This is a genomic window from Actinacidiphila rubida (assembly GCF_900110255.1).
GTDB lineage: Bacteria > Actinomycetota > Actinomycetes > Streptomycetales > Streptomycetaceae > Actinacidiphila > Actinacidiphila rubida.
Map to the genome: position 1 here is coordinate 209,517 of NZ_FODD01000005.1, position 21,406 is coordinate 230,922.

21 protein-coding genes are annotated in these 21,406 nt (G+C 72.3%); 13 read left to right on the forward strand and 8 right to left on the reverse strand.

What is annotated here, in order from left to right; genetic code table 11:
• Nucleotides 1-21 precede the first annotated feature (21 nt).
• On the forward strand, nucleotides 22-582 hold the full coding sequence (locus BMW99_RS06920) for a bacterial proteasome activator family protein (RefSeq protein ID WP_069465749.1): 561 nt from the start codon (nucleotides 22-24) through the stop codon (nucleotides 580-582).
• A 129-nt stretch (nucleotides 583-711) separates the two neighbouring features.
• Here the strand turns inward: BMW99_RS06920 and BMW99_RS06925 are convergent, their stop codons facing one another.
• Nucleotides 712-2,400: a Stk1 family PASTA domain-containing Ser/Thr kinase gene (locus tag BMW99_RS06925; RefSeq protein WP_075016425.1), complete on the reverse strand. Its 1,689-nt coding sequence runs from the start codon at nucleotides 2,398-2,400 to the stop codon at nucleotides 712-714.
• Between the two features lie 575 nt (nucleotides 2,401-2,975).
• Here BMW99_RS06925 and BMW99_RS06930 point away from each other — a divergent pair.
• Nucleotides 2,976-4,523 (forward strand): protein kinase domain-containing protein, encoded by a 1,548-nt coding sequence (locus BMW99_RS06930; RefSeq protein WP_069466745.1) that lies wholly within the window; start codon nucleotides 2,976-2,978, stop codon nucleotides 4,521-4,523.
• A gap of 126 nt (nucleotides 4,524-4,649) precedes the next feature.
• Here the strand turns inward: BMW99_RS06930 and BMW99_RS06935 are convergent, their stop codons facing one another.
• Both BMW99_RS06935 and BMW99_RS06940 read right to left on the reverse strand, forming a co-directional pair.
• A complete protein-coding gene (locus BMW99_RS06935; RefSeq protein WP_079175963.1) occupies nucleotides 4,650-5,684 on the reverse strand; it encodes a phosphotransferase in 1,035 nt (344 codons plus the stop codon).
• 173 nt (nucleotides 5,685-5,857) lie between these two features.
• Nucleotides 5,858-6,496: a response regulator transcription factor gene (locus tag BMW99_RS06940; RefSeq protein ID WP_069465550.1), complete on the reverse strand. Its 639-nt coding sequence runs from the start codon at nucleotides 6,494-6,496 to the stop codon at nucleotides 5,858-5,860.
• A gap of 334 nt (nucleotides 6,497-6,830) precedes the next feature.
• Between BMW99_RS06940 and pdhA the strand changes: the two genes are divergently transcribed.
• The 6 genes from pdhA (at nucleotide 6,831) to BMW99_RS06970 (ending at nucleotide 13,047) form a co-directional block, all read left to right on the forward strand.
• On the forward strand, nucleotides 6,831-7,985 hold the full coding sequence (gene pdhA / locus BMW99_RS06945) for a pyruvate dehydrogenase (acetyl-transferring) E1 component subunit alpha (protein WP_069465549.1): 1,155 nt from the start codon (nucleotides 6,831-6,833) through the stop codon (nucleotides 7,983-7,985).
• A gap of 1 nt (nucleotide 7,986) precedes the next feature.
• Nucleotides 7,987-8,961 carry an alpha-ketoacid dehydrogenase subunit beta gene (locus BMW99_RS06950; protein ID WP_075016427.1) on the forward strand — a complete coding sequence of 325 codons (975 nt, stop codon included), beginning with the start codon at nucleotides 7,987-7,989 and terminating at the stop codon, nucleotides 8,959-8,961.
• A gap of 19 nt (nucleotides 8,962-8,980) precedes the next feature.
• Nucleotides 8,981-10,423: a dihydrolipoamide acetyltransferase family protein gene (locus tag BMW99_RS06955; protein WP_177226060.1), complete on the forward strand. Its 1,443-nt coding sequence runs from the start codon at nucleotides 8,981-8,983 to the stop codon at nucleotides 10,421-10,423.
• 115 nt (nucleotides 10,424-10,538) lie between these two features.
• A complete protein-coding gene (locus tag BMW99_RS06960) occupies nucleotides 10,539-10,733 on the forward strand; it encodes a hypothetical protein (protein ID WP_075016429.1) in 195 nt (64 codons plus the stop codon).
• Nucleotides 10,734-11,038: 305 nt separating this feature from the next.
• Nucleotides 11,039-12,412, forward strand: a complete 1,374-nt coding sequence (locus BMW99_RS06965) for a putative T7SS-secreted protein (RefSeq protein WP_075016430.1) — start codon at nucleotides 11,039-11,041, stop codon at nucleotides 12,410-12,412.
• Nucleotides 12,409-13,047 (forward strand): hypothetical protein, encoded by a 639-nt coding sequence (locus tag BMW99_RS06970; RefSeq protein ID WP_245791249.1) that lies wholly within the window; start codon nucleotides 12,409-12,411, stop codon nucleotides 13,045-13,047. Before BMW99_RS06965 ends, BMW99_RS06970 begins: the two co-directional genes overlap by 4 nt.
• Here the strand turns inward: BMW99_RS06970 and BMW99_RS06975 are convergent.
• Entirely contained in the window at nucleotides 13,039-13,764 is a 726-nt protein-coding gene (locus tag BMW99_RS06975) for a hypothetical protein (RefSeq protein ID WP_069466152.1), read from the reverse strand. The genes BMW99_RS06970 and BMW99_RS06975 overlap by 9 nt on opposite strands.
• Before the next feature lie 203 nt (nucleotides 13,765-13,967).
• On the opposite strand from BMW99_RS06975, the gene BMW99_RS06980 reads away from it, so the two are divergent.
• Together BMW99_RS06980 and BMW99_RS06985 are read left to right on the forward strand one after the other, a co-directional pair.
• Nucleotides 13,968-14,402, forward strand: coding sequence for a DUF6325 family protein (locus tag BMW99_RS06980; protein ID WP_176735637.1), 435 nt, complete (start codon nucleotides 13,968-13,970; stop codon nucleotides 14,400-14,402).
• 62 nt (nucleotides 14,403-14,464) lie between these two features.
• Nucleotides 14,465-14,740 carry an SHOCT domain-containing protein gene (locus BMW99_RS06985; protein WP_069466150.1) on the forward strand — a complete coding sequence of 92 codons (276 nt, stop codon included), beginning with the start codon at nucleotides 14,465-14,467 and terminating at the stop codon, nucleotides 14,738-14,740.
• 142 nt (nucleotides 14,741-14,882) lie between these two features.
• Here the strand turns inward: BMW99_RS06985 and BMW99_RS06990 are convergent, their stop codons facing one another.
• Both BMW99_RS06990 and BMW99_RS06995 read right to left on the reverse strand, forming a co-directional pair.
• On the reverse strand, nucleotides 14,883-16,289 hold the full coding sequence (locus BMW99_RS06990; protein ID WP_075016431.1) for a DUF2252 domain-containing protein: 1,407 nt from the start codon (nucleotides 16,287-16,289) through the stop codon (nucleotides 14,883-14,885).
• Between the two features lie 58 nt (nucleotides 16,290-16,347).
• Complete coding sequence (locus BMW99_RS06995) at nucleotides 16,348-16,782, reverse strand: DUF7144 family membrane protein (RefSeq protein WP_069467777.1); 435 nt, start codon at nucleotides 16,780-16,782, stop codon at nucleotides 16,348-16,350.
• 194 nt (nucleotides 16,783-16,976) lie between these two features.
• Here BMW99_RS06995 and BMW99_RS07000 point away from each other — a divergent pair, with 194 nt between their 5' ends.
• The gene (locus tag BMW99_RS07000; RefSeq protein ID WP_075016463.1) at nucleotides 16,977-17,648 is read left to right on the forward strand and encodes a GntR family transcriptional regulator; all 672 of its coding nucleotides are present in this window, start codon (nucleotides 16,977-16,979) and stop codon (nucleotides 17,646-17,648) included.
• Entirely contained in the window at nucleotides 17,645-18,958 is a 1,314-nt protein-coding gene (locus tag BMW99_RS07005; protein WP_069462202.1) for an MFS transporter, read from the forward strand. The genes BMW99_RS07000 and BMW99_RS07005 overlap by 4 nt, the downstream gene beginning before the upstream one ends.
• Before the next feature lie 130 nt (nucleotides 18,959-19,088).
• Here BMW99_RS07005 and BMW99_RS07010 read toward each other — a convergent pair whose 3' ends face one another.
• On the reverse strand, nucleotides 19,089-19,913 hold the full coding sequence (locus tag BMW99_RS07010; RefSeq protein WP_069462201.1) for a maleylpyruvate isomerase family mycothiol-dependent enzyme: 825 nt from the start codon (nucleotides 19,911-19,913) through the stop codon (nucleotides 19,089-19,091).
• A gap of 132 nt (nucleotides 19,914-20,045) precedes the next feature.
• Here BMW99_RS07010 and BMW99_RS07015 point away from each other — a divergent pair, with 132 nt between their 5' ends.
• On the forward strand, nucleotides 20,046-20,837 hold the full coding sequence (locus BMW99_RS07015) for a carbon-nitrogen family hydrolase (protein ID WP_069462204.1): 792 nt from the start codon (nucleotides 20,046-20,048) through the stop codon (nucleotides 20,835-20,837).
• A gap of 55 nt (nucleotides 20,838-20,892) precedes the next feature.
• Here the strand turns inward: BMW99_RS07015 and BMW99_RS07020 are convergent, their stop codons facing one another.
• A complete protein-coding gene (locus BMW99_RS07020) occupies nucleotides 20,893-21,393 on the reverse strand; it encodes an LURP-one-related/scramblase family protein (protein ID WP_075016432.1) in 501 nt (166 codons plus the stop codon).
• Nucleotides 21,394-21,406 lie beyond the last annotated feature (13 nt).

A 21,406-nucleotide genomic window follows, 5' to 3' on the forward strand; every position in this document is an offset into this window, starting at 1 on the left:
GGGGTGCGGGACAATGGGCACATGGAGATGCCGATGAACGAACGCTCGCCGGAGAACTCTCAGAATCCGCAGGTCCTGGTCGTCGGGCCGGACGGTATGGCCCTGGGCGGCGCCCCCGCGGGGGAGGGCGACGAGCCCCGTGAGATCCCGGTGACGGAGATGGTCGAGCAGCCGGCGAAGGTCATGCGGATCGGCAGCATGATCAAGCAGCTCCTGGAAGAGGTGCGGGCCGCGCCTCTGGACGAGGCGAGCCGGGTGCGTCTGAAGGAGATCCACGCCAGTTCCGTGAAGGAGCTGGAGCAGGGTCTGGCGCCCGAGCTGGTGGAGGAGCTGGACCGGCTGTCGCTGCCGTTCACCAATGAGAGCGTGCCCAGCGAGGCGGAGTTGCGGATCGCGCAGGCGCAGCTGGTGGGCTGGCTGGAGGGGCTGTTCCACGGCATCCAGACGGCGTTGTTCGCGCAGCAGATGGCGGCGCGGGCGCAGCTGGAGCAGATGCGCCGCGCGCTGCCGCCGGGGCTGGGCGGGCAGGACGAGGAGCAGCCGGGCGGTCACCAGGGCCGTTCCGGCGGCCCCTACCTGTAGGCGGCGGTCCGGCTACCCGGCGGTCCGGCGCCCCGGCGGCCCCTGTGCACGGCGCACGGTGAACGTGCCGCGGGCCCCCTCCCGTCCGGGAGGGGGCCCGCGGCATTCACCGGCGGCTCGGCGGGCGGGTCAGTTGGCGCCCTTGCCGGTGGACACCCAGATGGTGATCTTCTGGCCGGACTTGGGCTTGTAGTCGTCCAGGTACTTCGGGGACTGGTCGGTGACGGTGCCCTGGCCCCACTGCTGCTCGTCGACGTGCTTGACCGTGTAGGACCAGCCGGCGGCCTTGAAGCAGGCGACGACGGAGTCGACGTACAGGAACTGCACGTTCGGCATCGTGATGACGTCTGGCTTGTCGGGGTTGATCAGGTTGTTGTGGGCGTTGGTGCACTGGCCGGCGTCGATGGTGCGGCTCTGGTCGCCCTTGACGATGTCGCCGCCGCTGCTGCCGGTGGGCGCGGTGCTGGCCGTGGTGGTGGCGGTGGCGGGCGGGGTGGTGTGGTCGCCGTTGGCGTTGTCGCCCCCGCCGCCACCGGACATGGCGACGAGGATCACGATGATGACGACGACCGCGGCGGCCGCGATGATCGAGCCGAGGATCACCGGCATGTTGGAGGAGCGGCCGCCGCCGGGCCCACCGCCGGTGCCGGGACCGCCGGAGCGCTGGTGCGGCAGGGGCGTGGCGGGCGCCGACATGTTGTACGCGGGCGTGGGCGGCGGGGTCTGCGGGCCCTGCTGCGGGTAGCCGTACGCGGACGGCGGCGGCGTGGACGGCGTGCCCGGCCCGTAGGGGCTGGGGGCGGGGGCGTAGGGGGTCTGGATGTGCGGCGGCGGGGTCTGCACGCCTCCGCCGGCGGACGGGAACACGGCGGCGGCGACGCCTTCGCCGCGTCCGGTGGCGTGGCCGCCGCCGGTGATGAGCGGCATGGTGTTGCGGGCGGTGGCGGCCAGCACCCGGTCGGTCTCGTCGTGCATGGCGTCGGCGGTCGGGAACCGCTCGGCGGGGTTCTTGCGCAGGGCGCGGGCGACGACGGCGTCGATGCCGGGCCCGAGCGCGGAGTTGAACGACGAGGGTGCGGGCGGTGTCTCCTGCACGTGCTGGTAGGCCATGGCGAGCGGCGAGTCCGCGTCGAACGGCAGCCGTCCGGTGACCAGTTCGAAGAGCATGCAGCCGACGGAGTACAGGTCGGAGCGCTCGTCGACGCCGCGGCCGAGGGCCTGCTCGGGCGACAGGTACTGGGGGGTGCCGACGACCATGCCGGTCTGCGTCATGGAGGTGACGCCGGACTGCATGGCGCGGGCGATGCCGAAGTCCATCACCTTGACGACGCCGCGCTTGGTGATCATGACGTTGCCGGGCTTGATGTCGCGGTGGACCAGGCCCATTTCGTGGCTGACGGCCAGTGCGGCCAGCACGTCGCCGGTGATCTTCAGGGCCTTGTCGGCGGGCATCGCGCCGAACTGGGCGATGTCGGCGGCCAGTTCGTCGCCCAGCGGCTTGCCCTCGACGTACTCCATGACGATGTACGGCACGAGCTGGCCGTCGATCGTGTCCTCGCCGGAGTCGAAGACGGACACGATGTTGGTGTGGTTGAGCTTGGCGACGGACTGGGCCTCGCGGCGGAAACGCTCGCGGAAGGACTGCTCGTTGCCGAGGTTGGTGTGGAGGGTCTTGACGGCCACCGGCCGGTCCAGCACCGTGTCATGGGCCAGGTGCACGGAGGCCATGCCGCCCTGGCCCAGCAGGTCGTGCAGTACGTACCGCCCGCCGCCGACCGAGCGCCCCGTGAACCCGCCCTGCGTGGGATCCCCGCTCATCAGTACCGCTACCCCCGTCAAAGGTGATCCGGGACAGACCTGCCCCCAAGCTTGCCCGCCAAGTCTGGCCGATCGCACCGTGGCGTCAAGTTCGTTGACCATCTCGTCACCTGATGCGCATCGTGCGCGCACAAGGGTGTGACGGCACGCCGCGCGGCGGTGGCGGAGGCCGGCCGTGAGGCGTGCGGGGGCGTTCGGAGGGGCGTTCTGAGCGGTGCGGGGACGGTGCACGGAGACGGTGCCCGGGGAGGCGGGAGGTGTGCGGGCGGTGACGCTTCGGCCAACGCCCGGACACGCGGTGGCGAGCTCCTCCGGAACGTTTCGCGGGCGCGTGCGACGGCGGCTCCGCGCGATCACGCGCCGGAACGTTTGAGCGGGCGTGCCGGGAGCAGGTGTTCCGGCATGGTCCCTGCGACATCCCGGCGGGCCGCCGCAGGCCGCGGCATCTGCGGGTATCCTGCCCGGCCTGTGGACGGGCCGTGGCCGGTCGGTGAAACACGGTACGGTGGCGCACCAGAGACGATGACGAGCAGACCACGGCACAGCGGCCGAGGGACGAACGACGGCGAGGACTGATGGTCGACCCCAATGAGACGACCGCCGGCACCGGAGCCTCGGAGACCTCCGGGCAGTGGGGTGTCGGCGCGATGGTCGGCGACGGCCGCTACCGCCTGACGGGCAAGCTGGGCCGCGGCGGCATGGCCGAGGTCTTCGCCGCCGAGGACGTACGGCTGGGCCGGATCGTCGCGGTGAAGCTGCTGCGCACGGACCTGGCCGAGGACCCCACGGCGAAGGCCCGCTTCACGCGCGAGGCGCAGTCGGTGGCGGGCCTGAACCACCACGCGGTCGTCGCGGTCTACGACTCGGGCGAGGACCGGACGCCGACCGGCGCGGTCCCGTACATCGTGATGGAGCTGGTCGAGGGCCACACCATCCGGGATCTGCTGAGCGGGCCGACGCCGCCGCCGGTGGACCAGGCGCTGCTGATCGTGTCGGGCGTGCTGGACGCGCTGGCGTACAGCCACCAGCACGGCATCGTGCACCGCGACATCAAGCCCGCCAACGTGATCATCACCACCACGGGTGCCGTGAAGGTGATGGACTTCGGCATCGCCCGTGCCCTGCACGGCGCGGCGAGCACCATGACGCAGACCGGCATGGTGATGGGCACCCCGCAGTACCTGTCGCCCGAGCAGGCGCTGGGCAAGACCGTCGACCACCGCAGTGACCTGTACGCGACGGGATGCCTGCTGTACGAGCTGCTGACGCTGCGCCCGCCGTTCGTCGGGGAGACCCCGCTGTCGGTGGTGTACCAGCACGTCCAGGACGAGGCGCGGCTGCCGTCGGAGATCAACGACCGGGTGCCGCCGGAGCTGGACGGGATGGTGCTGCGGGCGCTCGCCAAGCAGCCGGAGGACCGTTTCCAGAGCGCGGAGGAGTTCCGGGGCGTCCTCGGGTACGCGCACCAGTCGCTGATGCAGCTCGGTGGCTGGACGAACGGCGCGTGGAGCACCGGTCCGGTCGCGGGTGTGGCCGCGCCGGGTCCCGGCACGGCGGCGACGAGGGTGCAGCCCGGCGGTCTCGGCGACCGGTCGGGTGCCACCGCGCAGCTCGGCCCGCCGCTGCTGGCCGGTATCGGCGGCACGGGCGGCGACGACGTGCACGGCTACGGCGAGCGGCCGGGCGGCGGTGACCGCGGCGGGAACCGCTGGATCAAGCCGGTGATGTTCGCGATCGCGGCGGTCGCGGCCGTGGTGCTGGGCGTCTACTTCGCCACGCACACCCACCACGGCGGCAACACGCCCGCCGACACCACCCCGCCGTCGGTGACGCAGGGCACCGCGCAGCAGCAGGACACGCCGAGCGATCAGCCCACGGACACCGGGCAGGTCAGCACCGGCCCGACGGACTCGGCGCCGACGAACACGACGACGGCGCCGCCGACGACGCCGACGAAGGCGACGCCCACCACGACCCCGCCGACGACGCCCACGAAGGCGACGCCGACGACCCCGCCGCCGACGACCCCGACGAAGGCTCCGCCGACCACGACGCCGCCGGTTGCGACGGACACCCCCTCGGTTCCGGCGACCGGTACGGCCCAGCCGGGCGGCGGCAACTAGTCGTCGCGAGCCGGTCCGGGTCAGGCCCGGCCGTACGCCACCTCTCCTGGGGCCGCACGGGCATGCGCGCCGTGCGGTCCCCCGCAGGGAACGGGCTCACCGGCCGGGCCGGCGCCCCGCCCGCCCTCAGCGCGTGAACGCCTCCCGCACCGCGGCGAACTCCTCGGTCCACCACACGGCCAGCGCCGACGCGGCCGGGAAGAGCGGGTCGGAGCGGCGGTCGGCGCGCCCGTAGTGCCAGTGCAGCATCCAGAAGTCGTTGAGCCGTTCCCACCACACCCGGTGCACGGCGGCGGCGACCTCGTGGCGGGTGGCGCCGCTGGCCCGCCGGTAGGCGCGCGCGTAGGCGCGGACCTTCGGCAGGTCCAGGCAGCCGTCGACGGGGTGGACGAAGAAGATCGCGGCGGCCCGCACGGCCTCCTCGGCGCGCGGCTGCACGCTCAGCCGGTCCCAGTCGACGATCGCGGCCGGCTCGTTGCCGCGGTACAGCAGGTTCAGCGGGTGGAAGTCGCCGTGCACCCAGCCGCTGACCGGGCCGTGCGCGGCCGGCGGGCGGCGGTGGGCGTGGGCCCGCAGCAGCACCCGCCGTTCCAGCAGGCGGCGCTCGGCGAGCGCGTCGAACGCCGCGTCGGGGCTGTCGGCGGGCCGGTTGGCGCGCACCAGGGCGAGCAGCCGGCCGATGTCGGCGTGGGTGCGTTCGGGGTCGGCGCTGGGATGCAGGCCGGGCGGCGGGGGCGGCTGGACGCGGGCGAGGGCGGTGTGGACGCGGCCGAGCAGGGCGCCGAGCCGGCGTGACTGGGCCTCGGTGAGTTCGGTGCCTTCGCGGTGGCGGCCCTCGATCCACGGGAACAGCGCGTAGCCGGTGCCGCCGACGACGGTGACGGTGCCGCCGGTGCGGTCCGGCAGGGGTGCGGCGGCGGGGAGGCCGAGGCGGGCCAGCCGCCTGGTGGCGCGGTGCTGGCGGCCGATGACCACCGGGTCGGCGGTGTCGGCGGCGATGTACTGCTTGACGAAGTACCGGCCGCGGGAGGTCGTCACCCGCCAACCGCGGTTGAGCAGACCGCGCGGCACTGCTTCGCAGGTCAGCGGGTCGCCTAAGTCGTTGTAGCGGCGCAGCAGAGTGCTGAGCGCCGCCGGCTCCGTCGCCGTGCTGCCCGTCACGGGGCTCAGCGTAGATCACCGGCGGGCCCCGTTCGGGCGGGGTGGCGCGCCACCCCCTCGGGGGTGTATCGGCCCGTTCGGGCGCGTATGGCCCCTTCGCGGTGGATCGGGCGGACTGCGGGCCGGGCGTCGGCCGGGGCACGCGGCCGCCCGCGGGCCGGGGGCGGCGCCGGTCAGGGCATCTGGTGGCCTTCGATGGCGAGCTTGCCGAGGATCGCGGCGACCTGCCGCTTGACGGTGCGCTCCCGCTCGCCGAGGCGCTCGCCGATCTGCCGGTTGGTCAGGCCCTCCCCGATCAGGTCCAGGACCCGCCGCTCGGGGGTGGTCAGCTCCTTCAGTCCCAGGTCGTGGACCTGTACGGACTCCGACCTGGTGCCGCCGCCGCGCAGCCGCTCCATCACTTTGGCGGTGTCCGCGGGGTCCATCGTGCGGTGGCCCGCGGCGACCTCGCGGACCGCCCGGATCAGCTCGTCGCCGCGGATCACCTTGGGCACGTAGCCGGCCGCGCCGGCCATGACCGCGTCGAACAGCGCCTCGTCGTCGGCGAACGACGTCAGCATCAGGCAGGCCACGGACGGCGCGTGCGAGCGCACCTCGCGGCACACCTCGACGCCGCTGGGCCCCGGCTGGCGCACGTCCACCACGGCCACGTCGGGGTGGGTGGCGGGTATCGCGTCGGGTGCCTCGGCGGCGTTCCCGGCCTCTCCGACGATCTGGACGCCCTCGGCGGCCGACAGCAGGTCGTGCACGCCACGCCGGACCACCTCGTGATCGTCGAGGAGGAAAACTCGTATATCTCCTACTTCGCTCACAGGCCAAGCCTCGCACCGTTGTGATCCCGCTGCCTCTTACGCAGTTTCGGCATCCGGGATACGGTGCGATTGTCCCGGTGGCCTGCGGGAACGCGAATCTAGTAGGAAATCCAAGCAAAACCGCAGGTCGGGTGGCTTCGCGCAAGGGCGGAACTTATGGGTAACGTCTTATCTTGCGGGCTGTCGCCGGGGCACTGTCGCGCCTGGCCCGGCCGTGCCGCACACACCCCGTGCGCCATGTCGGACCAGGTGAGAGCCTTCCCCACCCCATCGGTGGGGAGACCCCAGCTGGCCGCCGGCGGATCCCGGGGGCCGGACAGACGGAGGAGCGAACGTGAGCGTGAAAAGCACTGCCGCGCGGAGGACGACCCGCGGCGGCGCGAAGCGCCGTGGGGGCGAGCCCGGGCTCGTACAGCTGCTGACCCCCGAGGGCGAGCGCGTCGAGCACCCGGAGTACTCCATCGACCTGACGCCGGAAGAGCTGCGCGGCCTGTACCGGGACATGGTGCTGACCCGCCGGTTCGACGGCGAGGCGATCACTCTCCAGCGGCAGGGCGAGCTGGGCCTGTGGGCCTCGCTGCTCGGCCAGGAAGCGGCGCAGATCGGTTCGGGGCGGGCGACCCGCCCGGACGACTACGTCTTCCCGACGTACCGCGAGCACGGCGTGGCGTGGACCCGCGACGTGGACCCGCTGAACCTGCTCGGGATGTTCCGCGGCGTGAACAACGGCGGCTGGGACCCCAACCAGAACAACTTCCACCTGTACACGATCGTGATCGGCTCGCAGACGCTGCACGCGACCGGGTACGCGATGGGCGTGGCCAAGGACGGCGCGGACAGCGCGGTGATCGCGTACTTCGGTGACGGCGCGTCCAGCCAGGGCGACGTGGCGGAGGCGTTCACCTTCGCGGCGGTCTACAACGCGCCGGTGGTGTTCTTCTGCCAGAACAACCAGTGGGCGATCTCGGAGCCGACCGAGAAGCAGTCCCGGGTGCCGATCTACCAGCGCGCGGCGGGCTTCGGCTTCCCCGGCGTGCGGGTCGACGGCAACGACGTGCTGGCGGTCCTGGCGGTGACGCGGGCGGCCATGGAGCACGCCCGCAGCGGCCAGGGGCCGATGCTGGTCGAGGCGTTCACGTACCGGATGGGCGCGCACACCACGACCGACGACCCGACCCGCTACCGCGCCGACGAGGAGCGCGAGGAGTGGGCGTCGAAGGACCCGATCCAGCGGCTGCGGACGTACCTGGAGAGGGAGGGCCTGGCCGACGAGGCGTTCTACGCGGAGATCGACGCGGAGAGCGACGCCCTGGCCAAGCGGGTCCGTGACGGGGTGCGGAACATGCCGAACCCGGAGCCCATGGCCATGTTCGAGAACGCGTACGCCGACGGGCACCCGCTCGTCGACGAGGAGCGTGCGCAGTTCGCGGAGTACCTGGCCTCCTTCGAGGACGTCGAGAACGCCTCCGTCCCCGGGAAGGGGCACTGACATGACGCAGATGCCGATCGCCAAGGCGCTCAACGAGTCGCTGCGCAAGGCGCTGGAGACCGACCCGAAGGTCCTCATCATGGGTGAGGACGTGGGCCGTCTCGGCGGCGTGTTCCGGATCACCGACGGCCTGCACAAGGACTTCGGCGAGGACCGCGTCATCGACACCCCGCTGGCCGAGTCCGGCATCGTCGGCACCGCGATCGGGCTGGCGCTGCGCGGCTACCGCCCGGTGGTGGAGATCCAGTTCGACGGTTTCGTCTTCCCCGCGTACGACCAGATCGTCACGCAGCTGGCGAAGATGCACGCCCGTTCGCTGGGCAAGGTCAAGCTGCCGGTCGTCGTCCGCATCCCCTACGGCGGAGGCATCGGCGCGGTGGAGCACCACAGCGAGTCCCCGGAGGCGCTGTTCGCGCACGTCGCGGGCCTGAAGGTGGTCTCCCCGTCGAACGCCAACGACGCGTACTGGATGCTGCAGCAGGCCATCGAGTGCGACGACCCGGTGATCTTCTTCGAGCCGAAGCGCCGCTACTGGGACAAGGGCGAGGTCGACACGTCCGCGGTCCCCGGCGACCTGCACAAGGCGGTCGTGGCGCAGTCCGGCACCGACCTGACGCTCGTCGCGTACGGGCCGATGGTCAAGGTGTGCCTGGAGGCGGCCGCGGCGGCCGCGAACGAGGGCCGCAGCCTGGAGGTCGTGGACCTGCGCTCGATGTCGCCGATCGACTTCGACACCGTGCAGGCGTCGGTGGAGAAGACCGGCCGGCTGGTCGTGGTGCACGAGGCCCCGGTGTTCTACGGCGCGGGCGCCGAGATCGCCGCGCGGATCACGGAGCGGTGTTTCTACCACCTGGAGGCGCCGGTGCTGCGTGTGGGCGGGTTCCACTCGCCGTACCCGCCGGCCCGCCTGGAGGAGGAGTACCTGCCCGGCCTGGACCGGGTCATGGACGCCGTCGACCGCGCGCTGGCGTTCTGAGGAGAGGGTTGTGACAGTCATGACCGCACAGGCACAGCGCTTTCGCGAGTTCCGCATGCCGGACGTCGGCGAGGGCCTGACCGAGGCCGAGATCCTCAAGTGGTACGTGGCCGTGGGTGACACCGTCACCGACGGGCAGGTCATCTGCGAGGTCGAGACGGCCAAGGCGGCCGTCGAGCTGCCCATCCCCTACGACGGTGTGATCAGCGAGATCCGCTTCGGGGAGGGCACGACCGTCGACGTCGGCACGGCGATCATCGTGGTCGACTCCGGTGGTGACGGCGGCCCCGAGGAGCTGGTCGCGGAGGCACCCGCGGCCGCCGCCCCGGTCGCGGAGAGCGCGCCCGCCGAGGCGCCGGAGGCGCCCAAGCGGCAGGCGGTGCTCGTCGGCTACGGCGTCGCGCCGTCCTCGACGACCCGCCGCCCGCGCAAGCAGGCCGCGGCCGCCGGGCAGGCGCCCGCCGCGCCCGCCGCTGCCGTCGAGCCCGCTGCCCCCGCTGCCCCCGCCGCTCCCGCCGCGCTGAACGGGCACGGGGGCGCGCCGGCCGGCGAGCGGCCGCTGGCCAAGCCGCCGGTCCGCAAGCTCGCCAAGGACCTGGGCATCGACCTGGCGACCGTGGTGCCCACCGGGCCGAACGGCGTGGTGACCCGCGACGACGTGCACGCCGCGGCCGCACCCGCGCAGGCGCCCGCCGCGGCCGCCCCGCCGGTCGCCGGGCAGGCCCCGGTCACCGCGCCGGCCCCCGCCTGGTCGGCGGCCGAACGCGAGGTCCGCACGCCGATCAAGGGCGTCCGCAAGGCCACCGCGCAGGCGATGGTCGCCAGCGCGTTCACCGCGCCGCACGTCACCGAGTTCGTGACGTTCGACATCACGCGGACGATGCGGCTGGTGCAGGAGCTGAAGACCGACCCGGCGTTCGCCGGCCTCAAGGTCAGCCCGCTGCTGCTCGTCGCCAAGGCCCTGCTGGTCGCGATCCGCCGCAACCCGGCCGTCAACGCGGCCTGGGACGAGGCGAACCAGGAGATCGTGCAGAAGTCGTACGTCAACCTGGGGATCGCGGCGGCCACCCCGCGCGGCCTGATCGTGCCCAACATCAAGGACGCGCAGGACCGCACGCTGCCCGAACTGGCGTCCGCACTCGGCGAGTTGGTGAGCACCGCCCGTGAGGGCAAGACGTCGCCGGCCGCGATGCAGGGCGGCACGGTCACCATCACCAACGTCGGCGTGTTCGGCGTCGACACCGGCACCCCGATCCTCAACCCCGGCGAGTCCGCGATCCTCGCGTTCGGCGCGGTCAAGCTCCAGCCGTGGGTCCACAAGGGCAAGGTCAAGCCGCGCCAGGTCACCACCCTGGCGCTGTCCTTCGACCACCGCGTGGTCGACGGGGAACTCGGCTCGAAGGTACTGGCGGACGTGGCGGCGGTCCTAGAACAGCCCAAGCGGCTGCTGACCTGGGCCTGACGCACCACCACCGCCGAGGGGCGGCACGACTGGGGGGCCGGACGCACAAACGTCCGGCCCCTCAGCCATGCGTGGCGGCGCCGGGCCCGACCCGATCTGTGCTGGCATCGACCGTATGGCCGTCTCAGTCTCCGTCGTCCTGCTGCTGCTCCTGCTCGCAGCGATGCTGATGCGCAACCGTGCTCTCAAGCCCAGCCACGCCGTCGTGTGCGTCCTGCTCGGCTTCTGCCTGGCCTCCACGAGCCTGGCCCCCACCATCCAGTCGACCCTCACCTCGACCGCGAACCTGCTGGGCACCATGCACCCCTGAGGGCGCCCGCGGCCGGCCCCCCGCCGCACCCACCCCTCCCGTGCAGGCCCGCCCGTCCCGGGCCCCGCGACGATGGCCCGCGCGCCCGTAAGCGGAACGCCTGGTGCGCGAGGGGCCACTTGTTCGTGGTGCTACGCCACGCATAGGGTTCCTCACTCGAAGTGTGAAGGCTTCGAACGAACGAGGGGGAGATCACCCGTGGGGGGCACGATCACGACGGGCTTCCGCATGCCCGCACCAGCACGCGCGTGCGGCGGGGGCCGCGCCGAACCGTGGACATCGCAGGTCACGGCAGGGGTGCGGCGATGATCCGCTCCTTCCCGCACCTCGGGTTCGACCCCACGCCGGGCGACCCCGGCAAGGTGCGCGACCTGGCCCGCGACATCGAGGACGTGCACGCCGAGCTGACCACGACCGTCGGCGAGCTGGACCGCATCGACGCCGGTTACTGGAAGGGCGAGGCGGCCACCGCGTTCGTCGCCCACATCGACCACGACGTCACGCCGCTGATCAGGAAGGCCCACGCGTCGTTCGGCCGTGCGGCCGCCGCGCTGTCCGGCTGGGCCGGGCAACTTCAGGGATTCCAGGCGGAGGCCGACGGCCTGGAGCGCGAGGCCGCCGCCAAGCAGGGCACCCTCGACCAGGCCAAGGCCGCCGCCGGCCTCACCCCCGCCCCGCCGTCCGGCCTGCCGAACCCCCGGCCCGAGGCGTCCCCGACGCCCGGCGCGGCGGCCGACGACGCGAAGAAGAAGCAGGCGGTCTCCGACGCCGGCGACGCGCTCGCCGGTGTGCGCCACCGTGCCGAGGAACTCCAGCAGCGCTACACGCATGCCGCGAAGGCCGTCAGCCACGAACTCGACAAGGCCGGCGACATCGCCCCCGACAAGCCCGGCCTCTTCCACCGGATCGCCCACGCCGTGGAAGGCGCCTGGAACGACACCGTCGCCTGGGTGAAGGACCACGCCGACCTCATCAAGATGCTCGGCGACGCGCTCAGCGCCCTCACCGGCATCCTCGCCGCGATCGCCATCTTCACCGCGCCCTTCGAGCCGATCGGCGCGATCTTCGCCGGCGCCGCCCTCATCTCCGGCGCCGCCACCCTCGCCACCCACCTGGTGGCGATGGCGGCGGGCGCGGACGTGAGCTGGACGACGATCGGGCTCGACGTCTTCGGTGTGCTCCCCGGGATCGGGGGCTTCGCCAAGGGCGCGAAGCTCGCGAGGTTCGGCAGGGTCCTGAGCCAGTCGGAGGCGCTGAAGGCAGCCGAACAGATCACCACGGCCGGCGGACGGCTGACCGCCGACGCCGTCGAGGCGAAGAAGTACATCTTCTTCGGGCCGTTGACGAATGAGTGGAACGTGGTCATCAAGGGCACCGGTCTTGCCGGCCGCAGCCGGGCCGCGTTCGAGGGCGCCATCCAAGCCGAACGCGATCTCCAGTACCTGGGCACCAAGTCTCTCAGCGCTGCCCTCAAGAAGTTCGGGCACGAGCCCCTGGAAGGACTGTCGCGCTCGGCCCGGGTCATCGACGGCACGGTCAAGCTCGCCTCGAAGGTCCCCGGCGCCTTCGAGATCCACCACGACGTGAAGACCTTCAGCAGGGACCATCCCGCGGCAGCGGGTGACATCAAGACCGCGGCGAAAGCCCTTGCGTGGGTGGTGTCGGAGGGACCGGGATGACCGAGACGTTCCCTCCCTTCTCGGTGGACGTTCCCGAGGGCTTCCACGAACTGCCCATCACGTCGGAGGGCGACGCACGCGTGCGGGCCGTCGCCGGCCTCGTCGAAACCGTGTATCCCCAAGCGGGCCCGGAGTTGTGGCAGCAGGTCGCGCCCATGTTCGAAGGCGCCACCACGATGATGGCCGACGCGGAGTTGAGCTTCGCCGCGATAGGCCTGTTCGGCGACGGGCCGGACAAGGTCGCCCAGTGCGCCCTGACCCTGGCTGTCGCGCCGTCGAACCATCCGACGGCCGAGATCGCCGCGCACGGCATCCGCGAGATTCTCGCGCGCACCGATTCCACCGAAGCCGATTACGTGGAACTGCCGTGCGGTCCGGCCGTTACCGGGATCTCGATCACCGAGGTCACCTATGACGGCGAGTACACGGCCACCGGTGAGCCGGTGACAGTACGGATGGGGCGCCTCCAGGCGTTCGTGCCGTTCCCGACCGGGCCGTATCTCGCCGTACTCACCCTCGACACCCCCGCCATGGACTACTGGGAGAACTTCTCCGTCATGATGGGCACCCTGCTCATGGGGATCGAGTTCCACGAAGTGGCCGACGCCGACGAGCAGATGGAGCCGTCACTCTGACTCGGACGGTGAAGCGGCGAGGAATTCGTTGAGGGTGCCGACGAACTTGAGACGCGGTTCGCTGGTGAGGGAGACGCGGGTCGGCTCACCCTTCACCATCTTGGTCGTGTAGTACTTCTCGCTGTCCGCGATCAGGGCGTCCTTGTCCTTGGCCAGCACGATCCGGATCCAGGAACCGTCCACGAAGGTGAAGCGCAGGAGGGTCCCGCGTTCGTCCATGGACGCGATGTCCTGGCGGCGGATCGCCCAGAGCAGTGCGCCGGTCGCAGGGTCGGTGAGCAGCAGGCGCTGGTTGGTGACATGGAGGATCACGCGGGGCGTGGCCTCGTTGCGGCCGGGGTCCAGTTGCCAGGGGGCCCGCAGGGCCAGGGTGCCGGGGTCCGCGCGGAGGACGGCGTAGTCGTCGCGGTCCTCGGGGTCCGGGCTCGTGGCGGTCTGGGCTCCGAGCCCCGCGATCGCCAACCCGACTGCGAGGGTTTCCCCCGCGAACCAGGCACTCGCGAGCAGCACTCCTTTCGCCGAGCCCTTCGCCGGAGGCTCGGCCGGCTTGCTGCTGGGGGGCCAGCCGGGAAGCTCCGCGGAGATGTCGCGGCCCTGGGAGTCGCGGAAGGAGCGGAAGCCCCAGACGCGTTTGTACTGGCCGCTCGGGAACTCCACCGCGCAGTTGGCGACGAGGGTTTCTCCCGGCCGCAGGTCCGTGTCGAGTGCGTGGCCCATCGTCGTGTCCCCTCCCCGCTGGCGGGCCGGCACGGAGGCGCGTGCTCGTGTCGGCGTGCTCACGCAAGGTTACCCGGAGGCCTCAGGAACCCCACGGGTTCCCGGCCGGGAGGCGGGTTCGTGCCCGGTGAAGGATGATATGCGGGGGTATGAGGGGGGTGCTGGAATGTAGAGGCATGCGGACTGCCAGCGGAGGTAGGGCTGTGAGTACGGAACTCGAAGAGATGGGGCCCGTCGACTACGTGGTGGTCGAGTTCCCGGGCAGCCGGATGACCGGTGAGGGTCTGCCACTGCTGGTGGACCTGGTCGATCGCGGCATCATCCGGATCATCGACCTGATGTTCGTCAAGAAGGAGCTGGACGGATCGCTGACGGCGCTGGAGCTCAGCGGCGCGACCGGGGACGGGGTTCCCGAGCTCGCCGTGTTCGAGGGCGCCGCGACGGGCCTGCTCGGCGAGAGCGACCTGGCCGAGGCCGCGTCCGTCATCGAGCCGGGGAGTTCGGCCGGGGTGCTGGTCTACGAGAACGCCTGGGCCGCGCCGTTCGCGGCGGCGCTCCGGCGCAGCGGCGCGCAGATGGTGGCGAGCGGCCGCATCCCGCTGCAGGACCTGATCGACGCGCTGGAGCCCGCCTCGTAGGTCGCGGGCGGGTTGGTGGGTGGCGCCGGGCTGCCGTCCGGCGCGGGAAGGAGAGTTGAGCCATGCCGGGACTTCTCAGGGGAGTCGCGCGGACGGCCGTGGTGGCCGGGACCGCGACCGCCGTGTCGAATCGCGTATCGCGCCGTCAGGCCGGCCGCTGGGCCGCCCAGGAGGGCTACCAGCAGGAGGTGGCGCCCGAGCCCGCGCCGCAGGTCCAGACCCAGGAGGACGCGATGTCCACCAAGGTCGCGCAGCTGAAGGACCTCGGTGATCTCAAGGAGTCGGGCGTGCTCACGGAGGCGGAGTTCGAGGAGCAGAAGCGCCGCATCCTCGGGTAGCGCGCGCGAGGTGCCGTGCGTGCGGGAGGCCCGCACCCTGTCCGTGGACGGGGCGCGGGCCTCCTTCCCGTACGACTTCTCCGGGCTTCTCCGGGCCGCCCCGGCCGGCGCGGGCTTCTCCGGGCCGCCGCGCGGGATCCGGTCAGGCCGACTCGGCCTTGACGCGGCCGGTCCTGACCGCCTTGGACAGGGCGTCGAAGTCCTTCTCGTTCTGGTCGGCGTAGAGCTCGGCGAAGTGCGCGAGGGCGCGGTCGAAGACGTCGCCGCCGCCCAGGTACGCGGCGATGGCGATCCGGTCGCCGGACCGCGCGTGGGCCCGGGCCAGGGTGGCGCCGCACAGTTCGCCGAACGCGCGCATGCCCTCGGGCAGCATCAGCTGGGGTTCGGCGATGCCCTTCCAGTCGCGCAGCTGGCGGACGTAGAAGTCGCGGCGGCGGCCGTCCAGGCCGTCGACCCGCTCCCAGCCGAGGAAGATGTCGCTGGTCGCCTGCATCAGGCGCTGGCCGGCCACGACGCGTTCGCCTTCGGTGCGGTGGCCGCCGGCGCCGCAGTAGGGCTCGAGGACCGACGGCCCCGCCTCCTTGGCCTGGAGGATCAGCGGGTCCTCGTCGTCCTTGCCGAGCATCAGCACGATCCAGCAGCGCGTGCCGACGCTGCCCACGCCGACGACCTTGCGGGCCATGCCCACCGGCCGGTACTGCTGCAGCAGGGCCCGGCGGTCGGACTGGAGGGTGCGGCCGTAGCGGGTGATGAGCCGGGTCAGCTGGCCCTCCAGGCGGACGCGGGTGGCGTCGTCGAGCAGGTCGGTCAGCGGGACGATCAGCGGCGGGTCGGCGGCCAGCCGGCGCTCGCCCCCGACGACCTCGGTGAGCTTGCCGAACGCCTGCAGGTTGTCGCGGGTGCGGGCCTTCTCGGCGGCCTCGGTCCAGCGGCGCCGGCCGCGCGCGCCCACCTTCTCGGTGAGCTGCTCGCGCACCCACTGCTCCTCGAACCGGGTGTACCAGACGGCCAGGTTGGTCATGCCCGCGTAGGTGCGCATCCGCTCGCGGTAGGAGCGGACGGCGGCGCGGACGATGCCGGCGCGTTCCTTCGTGCCGAAGCCGTTGGCGCGGGCGGCGATGACCAGGCTCGCGGAGAGCCGTTTGACATCCCACTCCCAGGGGCCCGGCAGGGTCTCGTCGAAGTCGTTGATGTCGAACATCAGGTGGCGTTCCGGCGAGGCGAGGAGCCGGAAGTTCAGCAGGTGGGCGTCGCCGCACAGCTGGGCCCTGAGGCCGGACCGCGGGGTGTCGGCGAGGTCCATGGCCATGACGCCGGCCGCGCCGCGGTAGAAGCGGAACGGGGACTCGGTCATCCGCCCGTAGCGGATGGGGACGAGTTCCGGCACGCGGTTCGCCGACTGCTCCTCGACGACGTCGACCACGTCGGGACGGTCGCGGGCCGGGACGAACTCGGCGTGGCTGGACCGGGGCGCGGCGGTGCGGGCCTTGCGGCCGAGCGCGGCGCGCTCCTGGGGGGTCGGGGGCGGGGTGTGCTTCGCGGCGGGCATGGGGTCTTCTCCGACGAGGTCTCAGACGAACGACTGGTGCGGCCGGTGCCGGACGGGTTCAGCGCGCGTATCCCCTGCCGTGCCGGACGCCGCCGGTGCACAGGGCCCAGATGACGAAGGCGTCGATGGCGATGATGATCACCGACCAGAACGGATAGTGCGGCAGCCAGAGGAAGTTGGCGATCATCGAGAAGCCGGCCAGTACGACGCCGACGATCCGGGCCCACAGCGCGCCGGTGAACAGGGCGCAGCCGGCGAGCACCACGACGATCCCCAGGGAGAGGTGGAGCCATCCCCAGCCGGTGAGGTCGAACTTGTAGACGTAGTTGCGGGTGGAGACGAACACGTCGTCCTTGCCGATCGCGGCGGCGCCCTGGAGGATCGCCATCGCCCCGTTGAAGATCAGCATGACCCCGGCGAACACCGTCCACCCGGTGCGCCAGCCCCCCGGATCACCGTCCCGCTCGTCCCGACGAACATCTGCAGTGGTCATGCCGGGCTCCTCTCTCCGCCTCCAGCCTGACACGCGGTCCGATTCTCGGCATTTCCGCCCATCCGTCCAGGTTGATCCCCCACCAGAAACCCTGCCCGGACCCCGCCGGGCGGTGAGGGGGCGGGTGGGTGGGGTGTCCGGATGGCGGAAGGGTGTATCGGGCAGGGATCTGTTGTATCTATGATGTGCGCATCATGGATGCCACCGTTGTCGCGGCCGCGCCCGCGGCCAAGTCGCCGCCCGCCGCGGAGCGGGTCTACCAGCACGTCAAGTCGGGGGTGCTGGACCGCAGTTACGAGGGCGGGACGCTGCTGACGGAGGGGGACCTCGCGGAGGCCGTGGGGGTGTCGCGCACACCGGTGCGCGAGGCGCTGCTGCGGCTGGAGGCCGAGGGGCTGCTCAAGCTGTATCCGAAGAAGGGCGCACTGGTGCTGCCGGTGTCGGCGCAGGAGATCGCCGACGTCGTCGAGACCCGGCTGCTGGTCGAGCAGCACGCGGTCCGCCGGTTCGCCGGGGGCGTCCCCGCCGGGCTCATCGAGCGGCTGGAGGAGTCGCTGGCCGAGCAGCGGGTGCATGCCGCCGGACGCGACCTGGCCGCGTTCGCCGCGGCCGACCGCGGCTTCCACGCCGAGATCGTCCGCGCCGCCGGCAACCGCATCCTCGCGCACCTCTACGACCAGCTGCGCGACCGCCAGCTGCGGATGGGCGTCGCGACGATGCACGCCGAGCCCAGCCGCGTCGCCAAGAACGTCGCCGAGCACGCCGAGATCCTGCAGGCGCTGCGCGACGGCGCGGTCGAGACCGCCGTCGAGGCCGTCGGCCGCCACGTGTCCTGGGTCAACACCCTCGCCCGGGGCGAGTCGTGACCGCCAAGGCCCTGCCGGGCGACCCGCCCGGCGGCCGCCGCGCGGCCTTCGTGTGGGGCGTCGGCACCCTCGTCTACCTCGTCGCCGTCGTCCACCGCACCAGCCTCGGCGTCGCCGGTATCGACGCCGCCGCCCGCTTCCACATCGGCGCGTCCGCGCTCTCCTCGTTCTCCATCCTCCAGGTGCTGGTCTACGCCGGGATGCAGATACCCGTCGGCCTGATGGTCGACCGGCTCGGCACCAAGAGGGTGCTGATGCTCGGTGCGACCCTGTTCACCGCCGGCCAGCTGGCGTTCGCCCTCTCCCACTCCTACGGGATGGCGCTGGGCGCCCGCGCGGTCCTCGGCTGCGGCGACGCCATGACGTTCGTGAGCGTGCTGCGGCTCGGCTCGCGCTGGTTCCCCGCCCGCCGCGGACCCCTCGTCGCGCAGGGCGCGGCCCTCTTCGGCGTCGCCGGCAACCTCGTCTCGACGGTGGCGCTGTCCCGGCTGCTGCACTCCGCCGGATGGACGCCCACCTTCCTCGGCACCGCGCTCGGCGGCGCCGGGGTGCTGGTGCTCGTCGCGCTCTTCCTCAAGGACCATCCCGAGGGCTACGAGCCCGCGCCCGCCGAACACGCCGGCTCCGCGTACGTCCGCCGGCAGATCACCGCCGCCTGGCGGGAGCCCGGCACCCGGCTCGGCATGTGGACGCACTTCACCACCCAGTTCTCCGGCATGGTGTTCCTGCTGCTGTGGGGCCTGCCCTACCTCGTCGAGGACCAGGGCCTGTCACGCGGCGCGGCGGGCGGGCTGCTCACGCTGGTCGTCGTCGCCAACATGGTCTTCGGGATGCTCTTCGGGCAGCTCATCGCCCGCCACCACGGGCTGCGGATGCCGCTGACCCTCGGCGTGATCGCCGCGACCGCCGCCGCCTGGGCCGCCGTGCTCGGCTGGCCGGGCGGCCACGACCCGCTGTGGCTGCTGGTCGTGCTGTGCGTGGTGCTCGGCGCGTGCGGCCCGGGCTCGATGATCGGCTTCGACTTCGCCCGGCCCGCCAACCCGCCGGAACGGTTCGGCACCGCCTCCGGCATCGTCAACATCGGCGGCTTCACCGCCTCGGTGATCACGCTGCTGGCCATCGGCGTCCTCCTGGACGCCACCGGCGACAACTACCGCGTCGCGTGGAGCAGCGTGTTCGTCCTGCAGGTGCTGGGCACCGTCCAGATCCTGCGCCTGCGACGCGGCGCCGAACGCCTGGAACGCGAACGGATCGCCGTCAGCCGTGTGGAGAGCGTGCACCGCACCGCACCCGCGCCCGTCGCCGACTGACTGACCCGCACCGCACCCGCACCGCGCCCCGGTGGGCGGCGCCGCGGCCCGTCGCCGGCCGGCCCGCACTCCCCGTGGCGGCCGGGCCGCCGTCCCGACGGCCGCCCGGCCCGCGCCGCGTGACGGACCGTCAGCGGGTGACGGCGAGGTGCGACAGGATCACGTCCGCCAGCTCCGCGTCGCCCTCGATCTTCAGCTTGTCCGCGACCGCCGCCGGCCGGACCCGCCCGCACAGCAGCCGCAGGAACGTCTCCCAGTCCACGATGAACGTCACGGCGGGACCCAGCGACACCGCGGAGTCGATGCTGCCGCGGCCCTCCGCGTTCACCCGCACCGTCCGCATGAACTCCAGCGGCCCGTGCACGTCGAACACCACCGCGGAACCCGGCTCGGCCCCCGCGTCCTTCGCGATCAGCTTCGGCAGCGCGCGCATCACGTAGTCACGGGACAGCACCGCCGCCGCCGACGCCAGGTTCGCCGGCTTGTCGAGCGCGCGGCGCAGGTCCTGCTCGTGCACCCATACGTCGAACACCCGCCCCCACAGCTGCTCTTCGAGGGTGATCTCGCCGCCGCCGATGGCGCGCACCTCGGCGTCGGGCTGCCGCGACTCGTTCCGCAGCTGCCGCGAGCGGCGGATGATCGTGTACTCCAGCTCCGCCGTCATCTCCGGCGCCGTGTGGTGACGGCGGGTGTCGACCGGCACCTCGGTGTACCGGGCGATCTCGCTGTCGATGTGCCGCAGGTCGCTGGGCAGGGTGTGGATGGGACGCGGGTCGCCGAGCAGTTCGCACTCGAAACCGATGACGTGCGAGACGACGTCCCGCACCGACCAGTAGGGGCACTCGGTGGGCCGGTTCCACTCGCCCTCGGTGAGCGGCGAGACGAGATCGTTGATGGACTCTATGGAGTGGGTCCAGGCGTCGATGTACGGCTGGAGTTGGCTGTGGACGGTCACGGGACCCCTCGACGGTCGGTGCGTGGTCGTGGTGGCTGGCGCCTAAGTTACGCTGCGCGCGGGCGCCCACGCAGTGCTTTCGAGTGACGATGGTAGGCCCGACTAGACGACCAACGTATGGGCGGTGACCCGGTGCGCGCAACGCTTGTCCAGATCGATGTCGACCCGGCGGAGAAGGCCGGCGACAGGCGGGAGCGCGCGGCCGCGCTCGTCCGCTCCCACAGCGGCGCCGATCTTGTCGTCCTGCCCGAGCTGTGGCCGGTCGGCGCCTTCGCCGCCGACGACTTCGCGGCCGAGGCCGAACCCCTCGACGGCGGCCCGACCGCCCTGGCCATGTCCGCCGCCGCCCGCGACGCCGGGGTGTGGCTGCACGCCGGCTCGATCGTCGAACGGGACCCCGACGGACCCCTCTACAACACCTCGCTGCTGTTCTCGCCCGACGGTGAACTGCACGCCGCCTACCGCAAGATCCACCGCTTCGGCTTCCACGAGGGCGAGGCCGCGCTGATGTCCGCCGGCCGCGAGATCGTCGCGCCCCGCCTCCCGCACGCCGTCCTGGGCCTCGCCACCTGCTACGACCTGCGCTTCCCCGAGCAGTTCCGGCTGCTCGTCGACGCCGGCGCCGAGATCCTCGTCGTCCCCGCCGGCTGGCCCGCCCGACGCCTCGCCCACTGGCGGCTGCTCGTGCAGGCCCGGGCCGTGGAGTCCCAGTGCTACGTGCTCGCCTGCGGCACCGCGGGCACCCACGCCGGCGTCGAGCAGGCCGGGCACAGCATGGCCGTCGACCCGTGGGGCGAGATCCTCGCCGAGGCCGGCCCCGGCGAGCAGTCCCTCACCGTCGACCTCGACCCGGCCAGGGTCGCCGCCACCCGCGCCGACTTCCCCGTCCTGCGCGACCGCGTCCTCGGCCTGCCCACCCCCTGACCCCGCGCCACGGAGAAGCCGGGACGCCCCGCGCGCCCTGGCCCGTTGAGTCGGTTCAGTGATCGTCGTGGCCGTGCTCCTTGGCCACCAGCCGGTCCACGCACACCGCGATCGCGATCAGCATCGCCGCGTCCGCGTCCTCCCGCTCCACGTCGATGGCGTACGCGTCCCGCACGCTGAACCACTTGCGGGAGATGCGGGCCAGCCGCTCCCCCTCGTACTCGATGTCGAACTCCTTGTCGATGAGGTCGCCGCGGATCTCCAGCTCCTCGCCGGACGCCAGTTCCGCCCGGTAGACCTCGCGCAGCAGCGCCAGCCGCTTCTTCTTCACGGTCACCAGGACCTGCCCGTCCCGCTCGACGGTCATCGCGTCGCGCAGGCTCAGCAGCTTCTTGTGCACGACGGCGACCACGGCACCCGACGGGTCCTGCAGCTCCAGCGTCTCGCGCACCCGCAGGACCTTGCCGTGCACGTAGAAGGCCCGGTTCCCGGCCTCGTCCTCGATCCAGTAGTCGTCGCCGATGGCGAACATCTTCTCCCGCACCACGAACTTCATGCCTCCCCCTCTA

Bases quoted from the DNA above. Each gene is read 5' to 3' on its own strand.
- BMW99_RS06920 (WP_069465749.1), top strand. From the start codon at position 22: ATGGAGATGCCGATGAACGAACGCTCGCCGGAGAACTCTCAGAATCCG.
- BMW99_RS07020 (WP_075016432.1), bottom strand. From the start codon at position 21,393: ATGAAGTTCGTGGTGCGGGAGAAGATGTTCGCCATCGGCGACGACTAC.
- BMW99_RS06965 (WP_075016430.1), top strand. From the start codon at position 11,039: ATGATCCGCTCCTTCCCGCACCTCGGGTTCGACCCCACGCCGGGCGAC.
- BMW99_RS06985 (WP_069466150.1), top strand. From the start codon at position 14,465: ATGCCGGGACTTCTCAGGGGAGTCGCGCGGACGGCCGTGGTGGCCGGG.
- BMW99_RS06930 (WP_069466745.1), top strand. From the start codon at position 2,976: ATGGTCGACCCCAATGAGACGACCGCCGGCACCGGAGCCTCGGAGACC.
- BMW99_RS06955 (WP_177226060.1), top strand. From the start codon at position 8,981: ATGACCGCACAGGCACAGCGCTTTCGCGAGTTCCGCATGCCGGACGTC.
- BMW99_RS06950 (WP_075016427.1), top strand. From the start codon at position 7,987: ATGACGCAGATGCCGATCGCCAAGGCGCTCAACGAGTCGCTGCGCAAG.
- BMW99_RS07000 (WP_075016463.1), top strand. From the start codon at position 16,977: ATGGATGCCACCGTTGTCGCGGCCGCGCCCGCGGCCAAGTCGCCGCCC.
- BMW99_RS06975 (WP_069466152.1), bottom strand. From the start codon at position 13,764: ATGGGCCACGCACTCGACACGGACCTGCGGCCGGGAGAAACCCTCGTC.
- BMW99_RS06995 (WP_069467777.1), bottom strand. From the start codon at position 16,782: ATGACCACTGCAGATGTTCGTCGGGACGAGCGGGACGGTGATCCGGGG.
- BMW99_RS06970 (WP_245791249.1), top strand. From the start codon at position 12,409: ATGACCGAGACGTTCCCTCCCTTCTCGGTGGACGTTCCCGAGGGCTTC.
- BMW99_RS06925 (WP_075016425.1), bottom strand. From the start codon at position 2,400: ATGAGCGGGGATCCCACGCAGGGCGGGTTCACGGGGCGCTCGGTCGGC.
- BMW99_RS06990 (WP_075016431.1), bottom strand. From the start codon at position 16,289: ATGCCCGCCGCGAAGCACACCCCGCCCCCGACCCCCCAGGAGCGCGCC.
- BMW99_RS06960 (WP_075016429.1), top strand. From the start codon at position 10,539: ATGGCCGTCTCAGTCTCCGTCGTCCTGCTGCTGCTCCTGCTCGCAGCG.